The organism is Rhodospirillales bacterium, from assembly GCA_016712595.1.
Taxonomy (GTDB): Bacteria; Pseudomonadota; Alphaproteobacteria; order Rhodospirillales; family Defluviicoccaceae; genus Defluviicoccus.
Map to the genome: position 1 here is coordinate 1081722 of JADJQT010000001.1, position 18491 is coordinate 1100212.

General features: G+C 61.6%; 16 protein-coding genes and 1 pseudogene. 12 read left to right on the forward strand and 5 right to left on the reverse strand.

Features of this window, described 5'->3' with window-relative positions; genetic code table 11:
- The first annotated feature begins 155 nt into the window (after positions 1-155).
- The 3 genes from IPK66_04915 to IPK66_04925 all read left to right on the forward strand — a co-directional run bounded on the left by IPK66_04915 (position 156) and on the right by IPK66_04925 (position 1797).
- Positions 156-734, forward strand: a complete 579-nt coding sequence (locus tag IPK66_04915) for a winged helix-turn-helix transcriptional regulator (GenBank protein MBK8174632.1) — start codon at positions 156-158, stop codon at positions 732-734.
- A gap of 176 nt (positions 735-910) precedes the next feature.
- Entirely contained in the window at positions 911-1336 is a 426-nt protein-coding gene (locus tag IPK66_04920; GenBank protein MBK8174633.1) for a TOBE domain-containing protein, read from the forward strand.
- Positions 1337-1509: 173 nt separating this feature from the next.
- On the forward strand, positions 1510-1797 hold the full coding sequence (locus IPK66_04925) for a hypothetical protein (protein ID MBK8174634.1): 288 nt from the start codon (positions 1510-1512) through the stop codon (positions 1795-1797).
- Positions 1798-1882: 85 nt separating this feature from the next.
- On the opposite strand, the gene IPK66_04930 is transcribed toward IPK66_04925, so the two are convergent.
- The 4 genes and pseudogenes from IPK66_04930 to IPK66_04945 all read right to left on the reverse strand — a co-directional run bounded on the left by IPK66_04930 (position 1883) and on the right by IPK66_04945 (position 8284).
- Entirely contained in the window at positions 1883-3385 is a 1503-nt protein-coding gene (locus IPK66_04930; protein MBK8174635.1) for a hypothetical protein, read from the reverse strand.
- Between the two features lie 402 nt (positions 3386-3787).
- Complete coding sequence (gene recQ / locus IPK66_04935) at positions 3788-5635, reverse strand: DNA helicase RecQ (GenBank protein ID MBK8174636.1); 1848 nt, start codon at positions 5633-5635, stop codon at positions 3788-3790.
- On the reverse strand, positions 5628-5999 hold the full coding sequence (locus IPK66_04940; GenBank protein ID MBK8174637.1) for a (2Fe-2S)-binding protein: 372 nt from the start codon (positions 5997-5999) through the stop codon (positions 5628-5630). The genes recQ and IPK66_04940 overlap by 8 nt, the downstream gene beginning before the upstream one ends.
- 276 nt (positions 6000-6275) lie before the next feature.
- A pseudogene (locus IPK66_04945) lies at positions 6276-8284 on the reverse strand (protein meaA).
- A 292-nt stretch (positions 8285-8576) separates the two neighbouring features.
- On the opposite strand from IPK66_04945, the gene ccrA reads away from it, so the two are divergent.
- From ccrA to IPK66_04965, 4 genes are all read left to right on the forward strand, one after another.
- Positions 8577-10334 carry a crotonyl-CoA carboxylase/reductase gene (ccrA, locus tag IPK66_04950; protein MBK8174638.1) on the forward strand — a complete coding sequence of 586 codons (1758 nt, stop codon included), beginning with the start codon at positions 8577-8579 and terminating at the stop codon, positions 10332-10334.
- Positions 10335-10444: 110 nt separating this feature from the next.
- Positions 10445-12118, forward strand: coding sequence for an acyl-CoA/acyl-ACP dehydrogenase (locus IPK66_04955; protein MBK8174639.1), 1674 nt, complete (start codon positions 10445-10447; stop codon positions 12116-12118).
- Between the two features lie 226 nt (positions 12119-12344).
- Positions 12345-12542: an HIG1 domain-containing protein gene (locus tag IPK66_04960; protein ID MBK8174640.1), complete on the forward strand. Its 198-nt coding sequence runs from the start codon at positions 12345-12347 to the stop codon at positions 12540-12542.
- Positions 12543-12667: 125 nt separating this feature from the next.
- Complete coding sequence (locus IPK66_04965; GenBank protein MBK8174641.1) at positions 12668-13231, forward strand: cob(I)yrinic acid a,c-diamide adenosyltransferase; 564 nt, start codon at positions 12668-12670, stop codon at positions 13229-13231.
- A gap of 22 nt (positions 13232-13253) precedes the next feature.
- Here the strand turns inward: IPK66_04965 and lipB are convergent, their stop codons facing one another.
- A complete protein-coding gene (lipB, locus tag IPK66_04970) occupies positions 13254-13961 on the reverse strand; it encodes a lipoyl(octanoyl) transferase LipB (GenBank protein ID MBK8174642.1) in 708 nt (235 codons plus the stop codon).
- Positions 13962-14094: 133 nt separating this feature from the next.
- Here lipB and IPK66_04975 point away from each other — a divergent pair, with 133 nt between their 5' ends.
- The 5 genes from IPK66_04975 (at position 14095) to IPK66_04995 (ending at position 18490) form a co-directional block, all read left to right on the forward strand.
- Positions 14095-14844 (forward strand): electron transfer flavoprotein subunit beta/FixA family protein, encoded by a 750-nt coding sequence (locus IPK66_04975; protein ID MBK8174643.1) that lies wholly within the window; start codon positions 14095-14097, stop codon positions 14842-14844.
- Positions 14844-15776 (forward strand): electron transfer flavoprotein subunit alpha/FixB family protein, encoded by a 933-nt coding sequence (locus IPK66_04980; protein ID MBK8174644.1) that lies wholly within the window; start codon positions 14844-14846, stop codon positions 15774-15776. Before IPK66_04975 ends, IPK66_04980 begins: the two co-directional genes overlap by 1 nt.
- A 35-nt stretch (positions 15777-15811) precedes the next feature.
- On the forward strand, positions 15812-16687 hold the full coding sequence (locus tag IPK66_04985) for a 3-hydroxybutyryl-CoA dehydrogenase (protein ID MBK8174645.1): 876 nt from the start codon (positions 15812-15814) through the stop codon (positions 16685-16687).
- A 298-nt stretch (positions 16688-16985) separates the two neighbouring features.
- Complete coding sequence (locus tag IPK66_04990) at positions 16986-17675, forward strand: GNAT family N-acetyltransferase (GenBank protein ID MBK8174646.1); 690 nt, start codon at positions 16986-16988, stop codon at positions 17673-17675.
- A 47-nt stretch (positions 17676-17722) separates the two neighbouring features.
- On the forward strand, positions 17723-18490 hold the full coding sequence (locus IPK66_04995; protein MBK8174647.1) for a 1-acyl-sn-glycerol-3-phosphate acyltransferase: 768 nt from the start codon (positions 17723-17725) through the stop codon (positions 18488-18490).
- The last annotated feature ends 1 nt before the right edge of the window (position 18491 follow it).

Consider the following 18491-nt stretch of genomic DNA (forward strand, 5'->3'; position numbering starts at 1 on the left):
GCTCGCGCGGAAGCGGAACTCGCTCATCAAGGCTTGAAGCGATTTAACTTCGATAGGGTTTTCGGGGAGCAAGGGGCTACGGCATGACGGCTTTTGAACGAAGTCGGATCCACTGTGGTGAGCGTGTGCGTTTATTTCGCGGGGGAACGCGACTCTTGCGCGACGGGGCGCGACCGCCGGAGGTGCGTGAGCAGGGAAGCGCCCGTGAGCAGGGAAGCACAAGTCGCAGCGCGGCATGCGTCTGCCGACCGATCACGCTTGAAGATGTTCTGGCAACGCGCGCGAGCATCGCCGCGCTCACCCAACCCGGGAATGATGATGGGCAGGACACATTCCGAATCGATTTCGACGAAGAGCAGCTTTGGCACGGTATGCTTGAGGTTTTCCTACCACCTAAAGTATTTTCGTTGCTTCGTCTATTTGTAGAAAATCCATCAAGACTGTTAAGAAAAGAATTTATATTAAATAGTATTTGGCCAAATACGTGTATTACAGAAGGTATGATTAAGGAATACGTAAGAGATCTTAGAAAAGTCCTTGCAGATGACGCCAAATCACCGCGTTTCATCGAAACCGTGCATCGCCGCGGTTACCGTTTTATCGGCGAGGTGCGCACGATCAGCGGATATCCTTTGGCATTGTCGGTGGCGTCGCGGCCGTGGACCGCAGAATTGGACAACGGCCAGGAATTCGATAGCCGTCGTCGACACGCCGACGGCCGTATTCTCCCCTGATAGCGACCGGGTAATGGCGGGCGGGTGTGTTCTTGTCGGAAGAGGGGCAGCCGAGGCCGGTCGCCGGTTCGTGCCGAGGCCGACGTCGTCCGACGAGTGTTGAATGACGATATCCACGCTGTCAGTATCGCTCGCGGAGGGGCGCTGTCTGTCCCGTCCTGTCATGGAGGCAATTTATGCGCACCAGTGCCCGCAATATGCTGCCTTGCAAGGTCGCGGATGTTAAGCTCGGCGCCGTTAACGCGGAGATCGTTCTGGATGTTGGCGAAGGCGTGAAGCTCTTTGCCATTATCACCGACGAAAGCGTCAAGTCACTCGGCTTGGAGCCGGGCAAAGACGTCTATGCGCTGATCAAGTCGAGCTTCGTGTTGCTGGCTCACGAGGGGCAGATCGGACGCACCTCGGCGAGAAACGTGCTGATCGGAACCGTCTCCCATCGCGAAGACGGGGCGGTTAATAGCGAGATTGTGCTTGATCTCGGCAGCGGCAAGACGATCGCTGCGATCGTCACCAAAGAGAGCGCGAATAGTCTTGATTTTAAGGTTGGTCAGCGCGCCTGCGCTCTGATCAAGGCGTCTCACGTTATTTTGGCGGTCGACTGATTAACGACGGCGTTGGATTAACGGGGTCTGTGGGCGCGCGCATGATCGTTAAGTGGGCGTCGGTGCGAGTTTCCACAGTCGTCGGCCCTACCTGAACGGAGGGGAGGGAAGCCTTCCCGCCGGCATCTCTGGGGTGCCAGTATCGCCGTCAACTATTCTGGGGAAATGATCCAATGGGAGGCAGCCTCGGCGCTGGGCAGATTTCGCTGGAGGCCGTGCTTTCCTATGCCGCACTTGGTTTGATTGTCGGGTTTGGCTACTATATCTCTATGCAGCTCCCCGAGCGCGCGGCTTCACTTCCGCGCTGGATGTTGCAGGCTGTTTATGCTCTTCGCCTTGCAGCCGCCATTGCATTCTTTGCCTGGCTCGCGCACCTGGGAATGCTTCCGGTACTCGCCGCGTTCGTTGGCTTTCTGGTTGGTCGTACCGTCGCGTTTCGCGCCCTCGGCGAAGACGCGTAAGCACACCGTAGTGAAGGCGTCCCGCCGCTTATTGAGCGGGCCGCCTTGCCATCGGTTGAGAATAATCTAGCCTGCCGTCCGCGCATCACGCCGCCAGAACGTTCGCCTCTTTCGAGACCTCTAGTTGGAACGTGACAGGTCCACGGCAAACCTTGCCGTTTGGGGCCTCAAACCGACCGTTGACCGGGGCGTTCTTCGCATAGGGGCTGGTGAGAATGGCGACGTGCCCACCGGGAAACGGAACTTCCTCCAGCAGGCCGGATGCCTCCACGAAGCGATTGCCGGCAGTTGCGCACGGCTGGGTGACCAGACCGTCCTTTATCGCGTAATTCTGGTACCAGCGCACGCCGAGACCGACGAGGTCGCCCATTTTCAATGGCTTGCCAAATAAGCTGATCGGCAACGTGCCATCTTCGCTGATCGGCTGCTCGAAGCTGATCGAACTCATCTCGGCGATCGCCACTGGCAGATGGACCCGCTCCTTACGCAAATAGCGGAAAAGCGCCGCGGCCGTATTGCCAGGATGCATGCCGCTTTTCTCTTCCATGCGCGCTTGGTTCAACACCTGAACCAGCGGTGTTTCCTGGTTGATCGCGATCAGTCGCATCCCGAGACTGAGCAGATAGCCGTTCGCCACCATGTTGCCATTCGGCAGCTTCGAGAAAATGAAGTCGTGCTGCATTCGCGGCACATTGCTGATCGCCTGACTGAATGTGCCGTCCACGGGTGTAACGTTGGTGATCAGGCAATCGCACACGTCCTTGAGCGTGCCTGACAGAACATTCATCAAGGAGATGTAGCCACCCTGGCAGGTACCGTTCAACGTCACCTTCTGCCCGTGCTTTTCGACAAGTTTTTCGCATAGCTCGCGCGTCTGACGGCAGTCGTCGTCGGGCGTCATCGTCTGGACCTTCTCGTTTGCCCAGATGTCCTTGACGACCCGCACATAGGTGGGGATGCCTTCATTGGCGAAAGCATGCGCGTAGCTTTTATCCTCGTGTGGCAGGAATGCGAGAATGTGTACGCCGAGCATATAGGGGGGAACGAGAAGCATCGGCTTCAAATCGTCGCGGACGGTAACACCTTTCCACAAAGGCATCACCTGGTACATTACAAAGCTATCCGTTTCGTGGATCAGCTTATAGCTGGGCGATTCGAAGTGAAAACCGAAAACGTCTTGAACCTTTTCGATCTGATCGTTGAAATTTGACACTGCGTCCATGACATCCGCTTGCCGGTTAGCGAATTCGTCAAACTTTTCTCCCGGCATATCGAACAGCGTATTAAGAAAAGCGCTACAGCCTTTCTCGCTTTCATCGAGGACGTAGCGAGACAACTGCTCGTGGTTGGCCCACCATGCCTTGTTTATGATCTCGGAGTTGTACCGCATGAGGTGCATCATCGCCGTCAGACTCGGCGGATGATGCCGTGCCGCGCGGGCGGAAATCTGCAGGGCGATGCGGAAAGGATCGAAGAACTCGAGCCGTTCGCGGTCGATCGCACGCCACAAAGACATACTGTAGCGCCACAGGCTTGTCGCCGCGTCCGGGGTCCCGTCGGCCGCACTTTCGTCCCTCAGCGCTTGCATGATCATCGTCCCATCATCACAACGGTCGTCACCTTAACATGGTGCAGCAGGAAGTCGCTATGCAAAGAACGCGGCCCAGCCAACGTGACCTGATCGCAAGAATGTGACGCAATTTCGCTGATATCGGCCAGCAGGCGCCAAAAATGGAAAAGGCACGCAAAGCGTCATCAGCCCCGAAGACCAAGGTTAATTTGCGTTAATTATTCGTGAAGAGATCTGATCAGGGGGGCGTGACGCGCTTGCAGGCATTTTGATGCTGACGAGGACCGTTGAACGCGACGAACGGTTCTTCGCTCTTACCCGTTCGAGGTCCGCGCGAGCGGGGCTCCGCGATCTGACTGATCCGCCTTGAAAAGTCGCTCCATCGCCGCACCCGTGGGAAAGCGCGCGCGAAGGCTCCGGTCAGTCGGATACCGGCGTCGCGTGGCGGCGAATGACCGATAGAAATGCCGCGCCGTACCGTTCCAGTTTCGCCTGGCCGATACCATAGAGCTCGCGCATCTGGGATTCCGACGACGGGCGCAACGACGCCATCTCGATCAGTGTCCGGTCGGGAAACACCACGTAAGCCGGCTGTCCCTGAGCACGGGCGAATTCGCGGCGCAGATCCTTAAGAGACGCCAGGAGCGCGGCATGTTCCGGCGCCACGATCGTGGCGGAGGCCGCGGTCCTGGTCCGCTCCCGCACCGGGAGCTTGGCGCGAAGTACGTCCTTGCGCAGAAGAACGCGCTCCTGACCACGCAGGACACACCGTCCGGCGTCGGTGATCCGCCAGCAGCCGTGTTCAGCAATATCGAGTGAAATCAGCCCCGCGGCATAGAGCTGGCGGAAGATCGAGCGCCAGTCGTCGGCGGTGCGGTCGCGGCCGACGCCATACGTCGGCAGCAGATCGTGCCGCCAGCGGCGCAGCGCCGCATCGTCCGCCCCGGTGAGCAGCCGGACGAGATGCTCGGTGCCGAACCGCTCCCCGGTCCTCAGGATCGCCGACATCGCCTTTTGCGCGTCGATCGTGCCGTCGAAGGACTCGACGCCGTTCAGGCACAGATCGCAGTTGCCGCACGGCTCGGATGTTTCGGCGAAGTACGCCAGCAGTGTCTGACGCCGGCAGCGCGGCGCTTCGCACAAGGCGATGAGCGCGTTGAACCGTGCCCGCTCGATCCGTTTCCGTTCGTCGGGTGCGTCGCTCGCTTCGATCTGCATGCGTCGCAAGCGGAAGTCATCAAGACCGTAAAGGGTCAAGGTATCCGCCGGCAGACCGTCGCGCCCGGCTCGCCCGATCTCCTGATAATAGCCCTCAATGCTCTGGGGCAGGTCGGCGTGACAGACGAAGCGGACATCCGGTTTGTCAATTCCCATGCCGAAGGCGACGGTGGCGACAACGACGATGCCATCTTCTTGCAGGAACAGGTCCTGGTTGGCGGCGCGCGTCGCCGAATCCATTCCCGCGTGATATGCGATCGCCCGATGACCGGCGGCACACAGAATGGCCGCGAGGGCTTCGGTCGTCTTGCGCGAGGCGCAATAGACGATGCCGCTCTGTTGTGAATGCGCCGAAATGAAGCTCGCCAACTGACGGCGGCGGTCAGCCTTCGGCTGCATGGCAAGGCGCAGGTTGGGCCGGTCGAAGGAGCGGATGAACGTCCGGGGAGCCACCCGGAACAACTTGCCGACGATGTCGGCGCGGGTGGGTGCATCGGCGGTCGCGGTGAGTGCGATGGTCTGGACCCCGCCGAGGGCGTCGCGAACGCTGGCAAGGCCAAGATATTCCGGCCGGAAGTCATGACCCCATTGCGAAACGCAATGCGCCTCATCAATCGCCAGCAACGAAGTGCCCGCTTCGCGCAGATCGGCGCGCGTGTCCGAGCGTACCAGTCGCTCGGGCGCGGCATAAAGGAGCCGCAGGCTGCGCTGGCGCAGCATGCGGCGAACGTCGGCGTTTTCGGATGCGGTGTTGGCCGAGTTCAGGCTCGCGGCTTCGATCCCGAGCGCGCGAAGTTGGCCGATCTGATCACGCATCAAGGCGATCAGTGGCGAGACGACGACGGTCAATCCGGACCGCACTAGGCTCGGCAGCTGGTAGCATAGCGATTTGCCGCTACCGGTCGGCATGATGGCAAGCACGTCCTCGCCAGCGAGGATGGCGCGAATGATCTCTTCTTGGCCCGGGCGGAAGCCGTCGAAGCCAAAGACGCGCCGCAGCACCGCGCGCGCTTCGCTCAGCGCACCTACCGACTCGCCGGACTCAGCCATCGCCCAAGCCGGCCGGGTAGGTTACGAGAATGTCCTCGTCCCCGACAACGCAGCGACAGGCGAGCCGGTCGCAATCCGCACGATCCGCCCGACGGGGACCATCGGCAGCACGGCGCCCGGTTGTCCGCCCGATCGCATCCAACACTGCGCGCTCATCGGCATCAATTCGGCTTAGCGATACGGGGCTGCGAGTAAGGGGTTCGACGCGAACAATGCAGGCACCGCAGGCGCCCGCTTCGCAATTGAACAGGATTGGCACACCATGATCCTTGGCGATTGCCAACACTGTCCGGCTGGTTCCCGCCGGCAGAACGATGCTCTGCGTGTTGCGTTCCCGCTCATCCACGAAGCGAATGGTCACCATCGCGCCCGTTCGCCGATCATTGCGTGCACCAGGAGGGAGCCTCGTTCGGACTGTGCTTGGGTGCTCGTTGCATCGTTACCCGCGTCCGGCGACTTTGCAAGATGCCAGCGCTTAGTTCTTGCTCGCCCGCCTGTGTCCGCTGCCCGGCGCCGCGCACCCCTGGAAAGTCCGGCGGGTGCGCATGGGTTAAGCATTTCGGGCGGGATCTCAGCGAAACCGGATCCCGCCCACGTCGCTTTTCTGCCTTGCGTGCCGTCTGTCCCGATCGCGAGGCGATCAGGCGGCCTGCAGCGCGGTTTCCTCAACAACCATGAGGATATCGGACATGATCGCGTTCAAGTCGAAGTCTTTGGGCGTGTACACGCGGCTCACACCCGTGGCGAGAAGCTGCTCCGCATCCTCGGGCGGAATGATGCCGCCGACGACGACCGGAACGTCGGCGAGATCGGCGGCGCGCATGCGTTCCATGATCTCGGTCACCAAGGGGATGTGCGAGCCGGAAAGGATCGACAGGCCGACGACGTGCACGCCCTCTTCCAGCGCCGCTGATACAATCTGCTCGGGCGTAAGACGAATGCCCTCATAGACGACCTCGAAGCCGGCGTCGCGGGCACGCAGGGCGATTTGCTCGGCACCGTTCGAATGACCGTCAAGACCAGGCTTTCCGACCAACATCTTGATCCGCCGGCCGAGTTTTTCGGTAAGACCGTCGACCCCGGCGCGCACGCCTTTGAGCCCGCTGAGATCAGACGTGACCACCGCCTGCCCGACGCCCGTCGGGGCCCGATACTCGCCGAAGATTTCTCGCAATGCGCCCGACCACTCTCCGGTGGTTGCCCCCGCGTGCGCCGCAGCGATCGAGGGTTCCATCATGTTGCGGCCTTCTTTTGCGGCAGCGGCGACATTCGCCAGAGCGGCTTTCACGCTCGCGGCATCGCGCGCGGACCGCCACGCGGTGAGGGAGGCGATCTGCTCCGCTTCGGCCCGCGGATCGACCGTCATGATGCTTTCCTCGGCGGTCGACAGCGGCGAAGGTTCGGCCTCGCGGAACATGTTCACGCCGACAACCACCTGGTCCCCCGCCTCGATCGCCGCCAGGCGCGTGGCATTCGATTCAACGAGGCGCCGCTTCATGTAACTCGTCTCGACCGCGGCGACCGCGCCACCGATCTCCTCGATGCGTGCCAGTTCGCCGCGCGCCTGATAGGCGAGCTGCTCGACTTTTTCCGCAATGACGCGGGAGCCGTCGAAGAGGTCGCCGAATTCAACCAGGTCGGTCTCGAAGGCGACGATCTGCTGCAGGCGCAAGGACCATTGCTGGTCCCACGGACGCGGCAGTCCGAGCGCCTCGTTCCAAGCGGGAAGCTGGACGGCGCGGGCGCGGGCGTCTTTCGACAGCACCACTGCCAGCATCTCGAGCAGGATGCGATAGACGTTGTTTTCCGGCTGCTGCTCCGTCAGGCCCAGCGAGTTGACCTGGACGCCGTAGCGGAAGCGGCGCAGTTTCGGGTCCTGCACACCATATCGCTGCAGGCAGATCTCATCCCAAAGCTCGTTGAACGCCCGCATCTTGCACAGCTCGGTGACGAACCGGATGCCGGCGTTGCAAAGAAGCTGATCCGTCCAACCACCTGCGGGAAGTCGTCCGCCGGAACCTGGCCCGAGGCGCGTACGCCGTCGAGCACGGCGATAGCCGTCGCCAGAGCGTAGGCCAGTTCTTGTTCCGGCGTCGCGCCCGCCTCCTGCAAATGGTACGAGCAGACGTTGATCGGGTTCCACTTCGGAACTTCCTTGTAGGTGAACGAGATGACATCGGAAATCAGCCGCATCGACGGTTCGGGCGGAAAGATATAGGTGCCGCGCGACAGGTATTCTTTGATGATATCGTTCTGCGTCGTACCCGATAGCGCGCTGCGGGCGACGCCGTGCCGCTCCGCCGTCGCGATGTAGAGCGACAAGAGCCATGCGGCCGGCGCGTTGATCGTCATCGACGTGTTCATCTTGTCGAGCGGAATGCCGTCGAGAAGCGTGTCCATGTCGCCGACGTGACAGACCGGGACACCGACCTTGCCGACCTCGCCCTTAGCGAGAACGTGGTCGCTGTCGTATCCGGTCTGCGTCGGAAGATCGAAGGCGATCGACAGTCCCGTCTGGCCGCGGGCGAGATTCTTGCGATAGAGCGCGTTACTCTCCTTGGCCGATGCGTAACCCGAGTATGTCCGGATCAGCCATGGAGCCTGCCGCTTCGGCGCCGCTTGTTTTGCGGTTGCGAACTGTTCGACCATCCCGTTCCTCCCAACGCGCCGGGCGAACCCGCCCGAACGCAGCAAATTGCTTAAGAAATCCGCATCGCAGCGGAGCCGCAGATGCGAACCAAGCTAGCAAATTGTGCGTTGCGAAGAAAGCGGCTACGGTTTAAAACACAACTTCATCTGTCAACGAGGCGATCCGATTAGTGGCGCTCGAAAAGAGGCTGCGCGCGCGCGTTGGCGGCATACCAAGAGCGGTATAATAGGAATTTTTTTTAATCATCAGGCATCGCTGCCCGGGCGCGGAGGGACAAGAATGGTAACGACCATGGAAAAGCAGCTCTACAACATCGGTGAGCAACCGCCCCTCGGCGAAGTTCCCGCGAAGATGAACGCCTGGTTGATCCGCGAGAACCGGTTCGGCCAACCGACCTCATCGTTCCAGAAGGAAGTGGTTGATGTCCCGGCAATCGCCGACGATGACGTTCTCGTCTACGTCATGGCCGCCGGCGTTAATTACAACAACGTCTGGGCTGCTCTCGGTATTCCCGTCAATGTCATCAAGGCGCGGCAGAAAGGTGGCGAGAAAGAAGACTTCCATATTGGCGGATCCGATGCATCGGGTATCGTTTATGCCGTCGGCAAGGATGTCAAGAACGTCAAGGTCGGTGACGAAGTCGTTGTTCACTGCGCGACCTGGGATCGCAATGATCCGTGGGTAACAGCCGGCAATGATCCGATGTATTCGCCATCGTTCCGGATCTGGGGTTACGAGACCAATTTCGGCAGCTTTGCGCAGTTCACGCGTGTGCAGGCGCACCAGTGCATGCCGAAGCCGAAGCACATGACCTGGGAAGAGGCGGCCTCCTACGTTCTCGTCGCCGCGACTGCTTGGCGTATGCTGCATGGCTGGCCGGAACACGAGATGCAGCCGGACGATCCAGTGCTGATCTGGGGCGGTGCCGGCGGGCTCGGCTCGATGGCCATTCAGATCGCCAAGGCTGCCGGCGCCATTCCGGTCGCCGTCGTTTCTGGCGACGACAAGGTCGATTATTGCGTCAAGCTCGGCGCCAAGGGGTGCATCGATCGGCGCAAGTTCGACCACTGGGGCATGCTGCCGCACTGGAAGGACACGGTTGGCTACAATAGCTGGCTGAAGGGGGTTCGCGCCTTCGGCGCCGCGATCTGGGATGTGCTGGGAGAGAAGCGGAGCCCCAAGGTGGTCTTCGAGCATCCGGGCGAGTCCACGATCCCGACCTCGATGTTCGTCTGCGACACGGGCGGTCAGATCGTCATCTGCGCTGGCACAACCGGCTATAATGCTACGATCGATCTGCGCTACCTTTGGATGCGGCAAAAGCGGTTCCAGGGGTCGCACTTCGCCAACGACGAGCAGTGCTATGCGATGAACGAGCTGGCGCTCGCCGGTAAGCTCAATCCCTGCATGTCGCGGGCGTTCACCTACGAAGAACTGCCACTGGCGCATCAACTCATGCATGACAACCAGCATCCGCACGGAAACATGGCGGTCCTGATCGGTGCTCCCGATTTTGGCCTGGGCAAGAGCGCGCCGGCGCCGACTGCCGCCGCCACCCCGACCCTGCCGAAGGGCGATCTCCACGATCCGAAGGCGCGGCATCCCTATCCGGTTTCGGCGCCGCTCCCGGATGTCGCCACGGTCTTCGAAGTGCCGGAGATTCACGACGACGGCACGCTGGTCCGCGATCGCATGCACGCCGGCATCGTCTCGTGTGCCCGGACCGATTCCGTGGCTGCGGCCGGAAAGGTGATGATTGATAACGACATCCATGCGTTGATGGTGATCGAGAACGACCGCGCGGTGGGCGTTCTGTCCCAGACCGACATTGTCCTCGCTCGCCAGGGGCGGACGATGGAAGAGGCGCGGAGCTTGACCGTCGGTTCTGTGATGACCGAAGGGTGTGCCACCATTGATGCGGGCGAGAAGCTGTCGTTCGCCATCTCCGAAATGATGAAGCGGCGGATCCATCGCCTCGTTGTCACCGAAAAGGGCGTGCCGGTCGGCGTTCTGTCGATGACCGACATCGTGCGTAATCTGATCGGCTAACGATCAGCACAAGATCGGGAGGCGTCGGCCGTACGGCGCCTCCCGTTCCAGAAAAACAGCGCGACGAGTCCGGCGCTCACCTCGTCCGCACTCAGGAGGAGAATGACGCCATGGACGTCGCCGTCGCCGAGAAAACAAATCCACTGCTTCAAGACCTCGTCCCGTCCTGCCGCGATGCACTGAGTGCAGCGCAACACCTGCTCGTTGAGGCCCGTAAGGGCGTCTCGGCAATGGTCGTCCGTGGCGGGCGGATCGACGCCGATCTGCTCGACCAGAATCAGACGGCGGCGCACGGTTATGCATGGCTCGCCACGTATGTCGCCGGCCTTCAGCAGATGCTGGCCTGGTCCGAACGGCTTGACGAGGGCGGCCAGCTGACCGAACTCGAGCAGCTCCTTTTGCAGACGGCATTCGGCGAATATCTCTCGCAGATCGCCGGCGGCATTCCGATGACCCAGGTTGAGATCGTCCGGCCCCGCGATATGGGCGTGACCGACGACGCCCTGCAGGCGTTTTGCACGCCCACGGTCACCCGCTTGATCAGTTGCGGCAACTCCGGTGCCGGCAGGATGCGTATCGCCCAGCTGGTCGCCGACGGCAATTTTGGCAATCTTGGCATCGACGAAACACTCGAACTCGTTCGCGACCAGTTCCGCCGCTTCGCCGAAGAGAAGGTCATTCCCTTCGCCCAGGGATGGCACGAGCGCGACGAACTCATCCCTATCGAAATCATCCAGGAGATGGCCGAGCTCGGTGTTTTCGGCCTGACCATTCCCGAGGAATTCGGCGGCCTCGAGATGGAAAAGATGGCAATGTGTGTTGTCACCGAGGAACTCAGCCGCGGCTATATTGGTGTCGGCTCGCTCGGCACCCGCTCGGAAATCGCCGCCGAATTGATCCGCCTCGGGGGAACCGACGAGCAGAAGCACCATTGGCTGCCCAAGCTGGCGTCCGGCGAGATTTTACCGACAGCCGTGTTCACCGAACCGAACACGGGTTCGGACCTGGGCAGCCTTCGCACCCGCGCGGTGAAATCCGGCGACGACTATAAGATTACCGGAAACAAGACCTGGATTACCCACGCCGCCCGCACCGACTTGATGACGCTGCTCGCCCGAACCGACCCTTCGACGAAGGACTGGAAGGGTCTGTCGATGTTCCTTGCCGAAAAGCCACGCGGCGAGCCCGGCAATCCGTTCCCGGCCGAAGGCATGACCGGCGGCGAGATCGCCGTGCTCGGGTATCGCGGCATGAAGGAGTACGAACTCGGCTTTGACGACTTCACCGTGCCGGCGAAAAACCTTCTGGGGCAGCACGAAGGCCAAGGCTTCAAGCAGCTCATGGCGACATTCGAAAGCGCCCGCATCCAAACTGCTGCGCGGGCCGTCGGCGTTGCCCAGAACGCCCTGGAACTTGGAATGAAGTACGGTCAGGAACGGATTCAGTTCGGCCGGCCGATCTTCGAGTTCCCGCGTGTCGCTGCCAAGGTTGCGTGGATGGTGGTCGAAACGATGATCGCCCGGCAACTCACCTACGACAGCGCCCGGCAGAAAGACAGTGATCGCCGCTGTGATATCGAGGCCGGCATGGCCAAGCTGCTCGCCGCCCGGGTGGCATGGTCGAACGCCGATAACGCGTTGCAGATCCACGGTGGGAACGGCTACGCGCTTGAATATCCGATCTCGCGGGTCCTGTGCGACTCGCGCATCCTCAGCGTGTTCGAGGGCGCGGCGGAGATCCAGGCGCAGGTCATCGCTCGCGGGCTGCTGTCGGCACGAAGCTGACCGCGCTTCGCCATCGGCCGCCGAGACGTCTTATCCCGCGAGGTTTCGCTCTCTTCCCCGAGACCTCGCGGGTCTCGCGCGCCGGGTGACCGACCTGTTGATCTGCACGGCGCTCGAGGTCTCGATAAGAGGCGGAATTGCATCAAGCCATCGAAGCGGTCCCGCTTTAGCCGTATCGTTCGTTTAGCGGGTGACCCGCCGCCATGGGTCGATTATAAATGGTGATATGAATAGTATTCTTCCGGTGCTTCTGGGTATCGCCATGCTCGCGACGGTGGTCATTCTCGTCGCCGGCATCATCGCCTTCGCGTTTAACAGCGGACTCAATGCGAAGTATTCGCATACCTTGATGAAGGCGCGCGTCGTTTGCCAAGGGGTTGCGATCGCGCTGTTCGGGGCCATCATGCTGTTGCATCTCGCCTGACCTGGGAGCGCGTGGGGGCCGCAACGCGTGAAGCGGGCGGAAACCGAACGAGGTGCCGGCGTTTCGTGGCGCGAGAGGGCGGCGGGACGGAACGGCCTCTTCAGCGCTCGATAGGGAGCAGCGAAATGGTAACCTTGACCCGTATCTATACGCGCGGCGGTGACGCCGGAGAGACGTCGTTGGGTAACGGTGCGCGCGTGCCGAAGTATGACCGGCGTGTCGAGGCGTACGGAACCGTCGACGAGGCCAACGCGGTGATCGGCATCGCCCGCCTGCACGCAAACGCGCAGGCCGACGAAATGCTCGCGCGCATTCAGAACGACCTGTTTGACCTCGGCGCGGACCTCTGCACGCCCGAAGGCGGCCGAAAGAGCGAAGACGCGCTACGCATCGTCGATTCTCAGGTCGAGCGCCTCGAGCGTGAGATCGACGCGATGAACGCCGAGCTTAAACCGCTCGCCTCGTTCATTCTGCCCGGGGGAACCGCAGTCGCCGCGCACCTGCACCTAGCCCGGACGGTGGCACGCCGCGCCGAACGCATCATCTGCGATGTGGCGGCGACGGACCAGATCAATCCCGCCGCCGTGCGCTACGTCAACCGGCTTTCCGATCATCTTTTCGTCCTCGCGCGCTGGGAGAACGAAAAGGGGATACGCGACGTTTTGTGGGTGCCCGGCGGCAACCGGTAGCCGCGCGCGATTATCGCCGCCGTCAGATCACCGGACGGCTTGCCGAGCTGGAAGTGAAGACCGCGGGGAAGCTTGTTCGCAGCGCCGCGTCCACGTCCGCCATGTCGACGTCGAGTCCGAGCGCCCTCAGAGACGTAACGCCGCGATCGGCGATGCCGCAGGGCACGATGCCGGCGAAATGTTCGAGGTTGGGGGCGACGTTGAGCGCGAAGCCGTGGAAGCTGACCCAGCGGCGGACACGGACGCCGATCGCCGCGATTTTCGCCTCGCCCGCGAAGCCCGTATCGACCCAGATCCCGATCCGGCCCGGGCTGGTATGGGCCTTGATCTCGAATGACGCGAGCGATGCGATTAACCACGCCTCGAGGCTGGCGACAAAGTTATGGACATCCGCGCCGCGTCGCTTCAGGTCGAGCATGACGTACCCGACGCGTTGACCAGGGCCGTGGTAGGTGATGCGCCCGCCGCGACCGGTGCGGTAAACGGGAAATCGCTGTCGATCGAGCAGTTCGGCGTCGGCGGCGCTGGTGCCGCAGGTATAGATCGGCGGGTGCTCGAGCAGCCAGATCGCCTCCGGCGCCTGCGCCGCGATGATGGCGTTCACCCGGCGTTCCATGAATTGGAGCGCCGTTGGATAGGCGACCGGCGCAACGCTCTTGAGCCATTCATGCCGATCATCGTCGCCGACTGCGAAAGGTCGCGTGGCGCGCGCGCAACCTTGACGTTGCATAGACGTAACCTTAGTGTGCGGCTCGGGGCGCGGGACAAGGCCTGTGGCGACGCCCTCTGCCTCGGCGCATGGCGGGAACAATTCCGCCTTTCCCGAAGACTAGATAACCATCAGAGAAGGGCGCGGGTCGTTCATGAAAATCCTCGTCTGCATAAAGCGCGTTGTCGACTACAACGTCAAGATCCGTGTCAAACCGGACAAGACGGGCGTCGAAACAGCAAACGTCAAAATGTCGATGAACCCGTTCGACGAGATCGGGGTCGAAGAGGCCGTACGGCTTAAGGAAGCGGGTAAAGCAAAGGAGATCATCGCGGTCTCTATGGGGCCGGCGCAGGCACAAGAAACGATCCGCACCGCGCTTGCGATCGGTGCAGACCGCGGAATCCTCGTGCAGGCGGATGAGGACCTGCAGCCGCTGGCGGTCGCCAAGCTTCTCAAGTCGATCATCGATAAGGAGCAGCCAAGCCTCGTCTTTCTTGGCAAGCAGGCGATCGACGACGATTCGAATCAGACGGGGCAAATGCTTGCCGGCCTCCTTGGCTGGCCGCAGGCGACGTTCGCATCGAAGGTTACGGTCGGCGACGACGGGCTGTCGGTCACGCGCGAAGTCGACGGCGGACTCGAATCGCTCGAACTCAAGCTTCCGGCGGTGGTGACTGTCGATCTGCGACTGAATACCCCCCGGTACGCGAGCCTGCCGAACATCATGAAGGCGAAGAAGAAGCCGATCGAGACGATCAAGGCGGCGGAGGCCGGCATCGATATCGCGTCGCGGCTGACGACCGTGCAGGTCGAAGAGCCGGCGAAGCGAAAAGCCGGCGTGAAGGTGGGCAGCGTCGCTGAACTGATCGAGAAACTCCGCAACGAGGCGAAGGTGATCTGATGAGCGTTCTCGTTCTTGTCGAACACGACAATACACACCTCAAGCCCGCAACCTTGAACACCGTGACGGCGGCGCTGGCGCTCGGCTCGCCAACGCTGCTGGTTGTCGGATCGGGCTGTGCTGCGGTCGCTGACGCCGCGGCGAAGATCGCCGGCGTCGAAAAGGTCCTCCTCGCCGACGCGCCGTTTCACGCGCATCCGCTGGCGGAATCGATCGCGCCGCTGATCGTCGGTCTCGCGCCTGGCTATACCCACATCCTCGCCGCAGCGACGACGACCGGCAAGAATGTCCTACCGCGTGCGGCGGCCCTTCTCGATGTCGCTATGCTCTCGGATGTCAGTGCGGTCGTCGATGCCGATACCTTCGTCAGGCCGATCTATGCCGGGAATGCCATGGCCACGGTGAAGAGCAGCGACGCGATCAAGGTTATTTCCGTCCGCACCACCGGCTTCGACGCGGCGGCGGCGGATGGCGGCTCGGCTACGGTCGAAACCATCGATCCGGGCAGCGAGTCGGCGTTAACCAAGGTCGTCGGTCAGGAATTGACCAAGAGCGAACGGCCGGAATTGACCGCGGCACGCGTGATCGTCGCTGGCGGTCGCGGCATGGGTAATGGCGAGAACTTCAAGCTGATCGATGCCATTGCCGATAAACTCGGCGCGGCGGTCGGCGCATCCAGAGCGGCGGTTGACGCCGGGTTCGTGCCCAATGACTATCAGGTCGGGCAGACCGGCAAGGTCGTCGCGCCGGAGCTCTATATCGCTGTGGGTATTTCCGGCGCTATCCAGCATCTCGCCGGAATGAAGGACTCGAAAGTGATCGTCGCCATCAATAAGGATGAGGAGGCGCCGATTTTCCAGGTTGCCGATTATGGCCTCGTTGCCGACCTCTTCCAGGCATTGCCCGAATTGGCCGCCTCGTTGCAGAAGTGAAATACGGTCGCAGGACGCCGCCAGGAGCTTCGTGAATGGGTCGCAACAACGTCGGCGTGATCGGCGCAGGGCAGATGGGCACCGGCATTGTCCATGTCTGCGCCGAATCCGGGTTTGATGTCTACTTCATGGACATCAGCCAGGAGCGGCTGGACGAGTCGGTAAAAAGCATCGAAGAGGAGTTTTCCCGGCTCGTCGAAAAAGGACGGCTGAGCGCGGAATCAGCGCGCTCAGCCCTCTTGCGGATCACGACAGGCACTGGCTATGACGGCTTTCGCGACTGCCACGTCATCATCGAGGCGGCAGTCGAAGATGAGGCGGTGAAGAAGTCGATCTTTAAGCAGCTTTGCCCCGTCTTGCCGCCGGATGCGATCATCACCACCAATACATCGACGCTGTCCATTACCCGCCTTGCCGCGCAGACCGACCGCCCCGGCCGCTTTCTCGGCACGCATTTTATGAATCCGGTGCCGAAGATGGAGCTCGTCGAGCTCATTCGCGGCATTGCCACGGAGGAAGACACCTATCGAGAGCTTCACGACTTTGCGATCCAGCTCCATAAGATCCCGATCAGCGCCGAGGATTTTCCGGCGTTTGTCGTCAATCGGATCGTAATGCCGATGATCAATGAAGCCATCTACACCCTTTACGAGGGCGTTGGATCGGTCGAGAGCATCGATACCGCAATGCGCCTCGGCACCCATCATCCAATGGGACCGCTCGAACTGGCCGATTTCATCGGTCTCGACACGTGCCTCGGCGTGATGCATACGTTGCATGATGGCTTGTCTGATTCGAAATACCGGCCTTGTCCGCTCTTGGTCAAGTACGTCGAGGCAGGGTGGCTCGGGCGTAAGGCTGGGCGGGGCTTTTACGACTACTCCGGCGACCGTCCGGTACCCACGCGATAGACGGCAAGGGATTATCGACGACGTCGGCAAAAGTCTGTCGAACGGTGGCAGCGCATTGAGAGAGGCGCTGCTGGGGCAAGGGTTGGTCATTGCTCATGCCGTCCGCCCATTTCCCAAGCGTGACCGGTGGTTGCGTCTAGAAGGAATGAACGGTGCATGATGCTACGAACAAGCGGTTACGGAGTGCGATCACGACGTGGAGCCATTAGAGTTCAATAGTTTCGTCGTTCGTATCGCCGAGACTCCCGCTGAGATCGACGCCGCGCAGGCGCTCCGATACCGCGTGTTTTACGAGGAAATGGCGGCGAGCCCAACCCGGGAGGTACTCGAAAAACGTCGCGACTTCGACGCCTTCGATGATGTCTGTGACCATCTGCTGGTCATCGATCGTGCCCGCCGGAACGGTTCCGCTGGTGTGGTCGGCACCTACCGGCTGCTGCGGCGGTCTGTTGCCTTGCGCAGCAGCGGCTTTTACTCCGCGCAGGAGTACGATCTTACCGCCCTACTGCAGTACCCGGGCGAGATCGTCGAACTCGGACGCTCCTGTGTCGATACCACGTATCGAAGCGGCAGCGTCATGCAACTTCTCTGGCGCGGTCTCGCTGCCTACGTTCGCGCGCATGGTATCGATGTGATGTTTGGCTGCGCCAGTTTTCACGGAACCGAACCGAAAGAAATGGGCGCGCAGCTCTCTTACCTTTACTATAACCATCTCGCGCCACAGTCTCTTCGGCCGCGGGCGCTTGCCCAGCATTACGTTTCCATGGGGATCCTGCCGGAATCCGCATTCGACGCGCAGACGGTTCTGTCCGAGTTGCCCCCGTTGATCAAGGGCTACCTCCGTGTCGGCGGATTCGTCGGCGACGGGGCGGTTGTCGACCACCAGTTTAACACCACGGATGTATGCGTAATTGTCGTAACGGAACAGTTGTCGGAGAAGTACGACCGTCGCTACCGGCGGCCGGCGACAACGACGGAAACCCTTTAGCTCGTCTGCGGCGATCCCGGCTGAGGGCGGGCATCCGTTTTGTCCTGATGGTGCTCGTCAGCCTCGGGCTTATGGCGATTTATGCGATCAGCATCGGACCGCTGCGCCGCTGGCGGAGGCCGCTGCAGGTCCTGTGGTGTCGCTCGCTGTGCTACTGTTCCGGGCTGAGACTGGTGATTCGCGGTAAGCCGCGTAACGTGGGGCCGACACTATTTGTCGCCAATCACGTCTCCTATCTCGACATCCCGGTGATCGCCCGGACCGCGGACATGACGTTTGTCGCCAAGGCGGACGTTGCCCGGTGGCCGCTGTTCGGCCAGGCAGCGAAGCTGACGCGCACGATTTTCATTCATCGCGTCGGAGCTGAGGCGAAGATCCAGGGCCGGCAGATGCTTGAGCGGCTTGCCGCCGGCGATAACCTCATGCTTTTCGCCGAAGGCACGAGTACCGACGGTTCCGCCGTGGCCCCTTTCAAGTCGACGCTTTTCTCCATCGCGGAGCGGCAACCGGTGGGAAGTACGTTGATGGTTCAGCCGGTTTCGATCACCTACTGCCGGGCGTTGGACGGAACGCCGCTGATCGGACCGCTTCGCGCGCTGTACTGCTGGTTCGGCGATGCGACGATGCTGCCGCATCTCATGCGCATGCTCAGCTTGCCGGGCGCGATCGTCGAGGTACGCTACCAGGAGCCGATTGCCACGTCCGGTGTCGGTCGCAAAGAACTCGCGCGCCAAGCCGAGGCGGCGGTCGCAGCCGCTGTCGCCGCGGTCAACGCCGAGATGAAGCGCGAGGCGGTGCTCACAACGCAGGCTTGAC

Coding starts and splice junctions, on each gene's coding strand:
- recQ (MBK8174636.1), bottom strand. CDS start 5,635: ATGGCTGAGTCCGGCGAGTCGGTAGGTGCGCTGAGCGAAGCGCGCGCG.
- IPK66_04925 (MBK8174634.1), top strand. CDS start 1,510: ATGGGAGGCAGCCTCGGCGCTGGGCAGATTTCGCTGGAGGCCGTGCTT.
- IPK66_04975 (MBK8174643.1), top strand. CDS start 14,095: ATGAAAATCCTCGTCTGCATAAAGCGCGTTGTCGACTACAACGTCAAG.
- IPK66_04960 (MBK8174640.1), top strand. CDS start 12,345: ATGAATAGTATTCTTCCGGTGCTTCTGGGTATCGCCATGCTCGCGACG.
- ccrA (MBK8174638.1), top strand. CDS start 8,577: ATGGAAAAGCAGCTCTACAACATCGGTGAGCAACCGCCCCTCGGCGAA.
- IPK66_04965 (MBK8174641.1), top strand. CDS start 12,668: ATGGTAACCTTGACCCGTATCTATACGCGCGGCGGTGACGCCGGAGAG.
- IPK66_04990 (MBK8174646.1), top strand. CDS start 16,986: ATGGCGGCGAGCCCAACCCGGGAGGTACTCGAAAAACGTCGCGACTTC.
- IPK66_04985 (MBK8174645.1), top strand. CDS start 15,812: ATGGGTCGCAACAACGTCGGCGTGATCGGCGCAGGGCAGATGGGCACC.
- IPK66_04940 (MBK8174637.1), bottom strand. CDS start 5,999: ATGGTGACCATTCGCTTCGTGGATGAGCGGGAACGCAACACGCAGAGC.
- lipB (MBK8174642.1), bottom strand. CDS start 13,961: ATGCAACGTCAAGGTTGCGCGCGCGCCACGCGACCTTTCGCAGTCGGC.
- IPK66_04995 (MBK8174647.1), top strand. CDS start 17,723: ATGGTGCTCGTCAGCCTCGGGCTTATGGCGATTTATGCGATCAGCATC.
- IPK66_04930 (MBK8174635.1), bottom strand. CDS start 3,385: ATGCAAGCGCTGAGGGACGAAAGTGCGGCCGACGGGACCCCGGACGCG.
- IPK66_04980 (MBK8174644.1), top strand. CDS start 14,844: ATGAGCGTTCTCGTTCTTGTCGAACACGACAATACACACCTCAAGCCC.
- IPK66_04920 (MBK8174633.1), top strand. CDS start 911: ATGCGCACCAGTGCCCGCAATATGCTGCCTTGCAAGGTCGCGGATGTT.
- IPK66_04955 (MBK8174639.1), top strand. CDS start 10,445: ATGGACGTCGCCGTCGCCGAGAAAACAAATCCACTGCTTCAAGACCTC.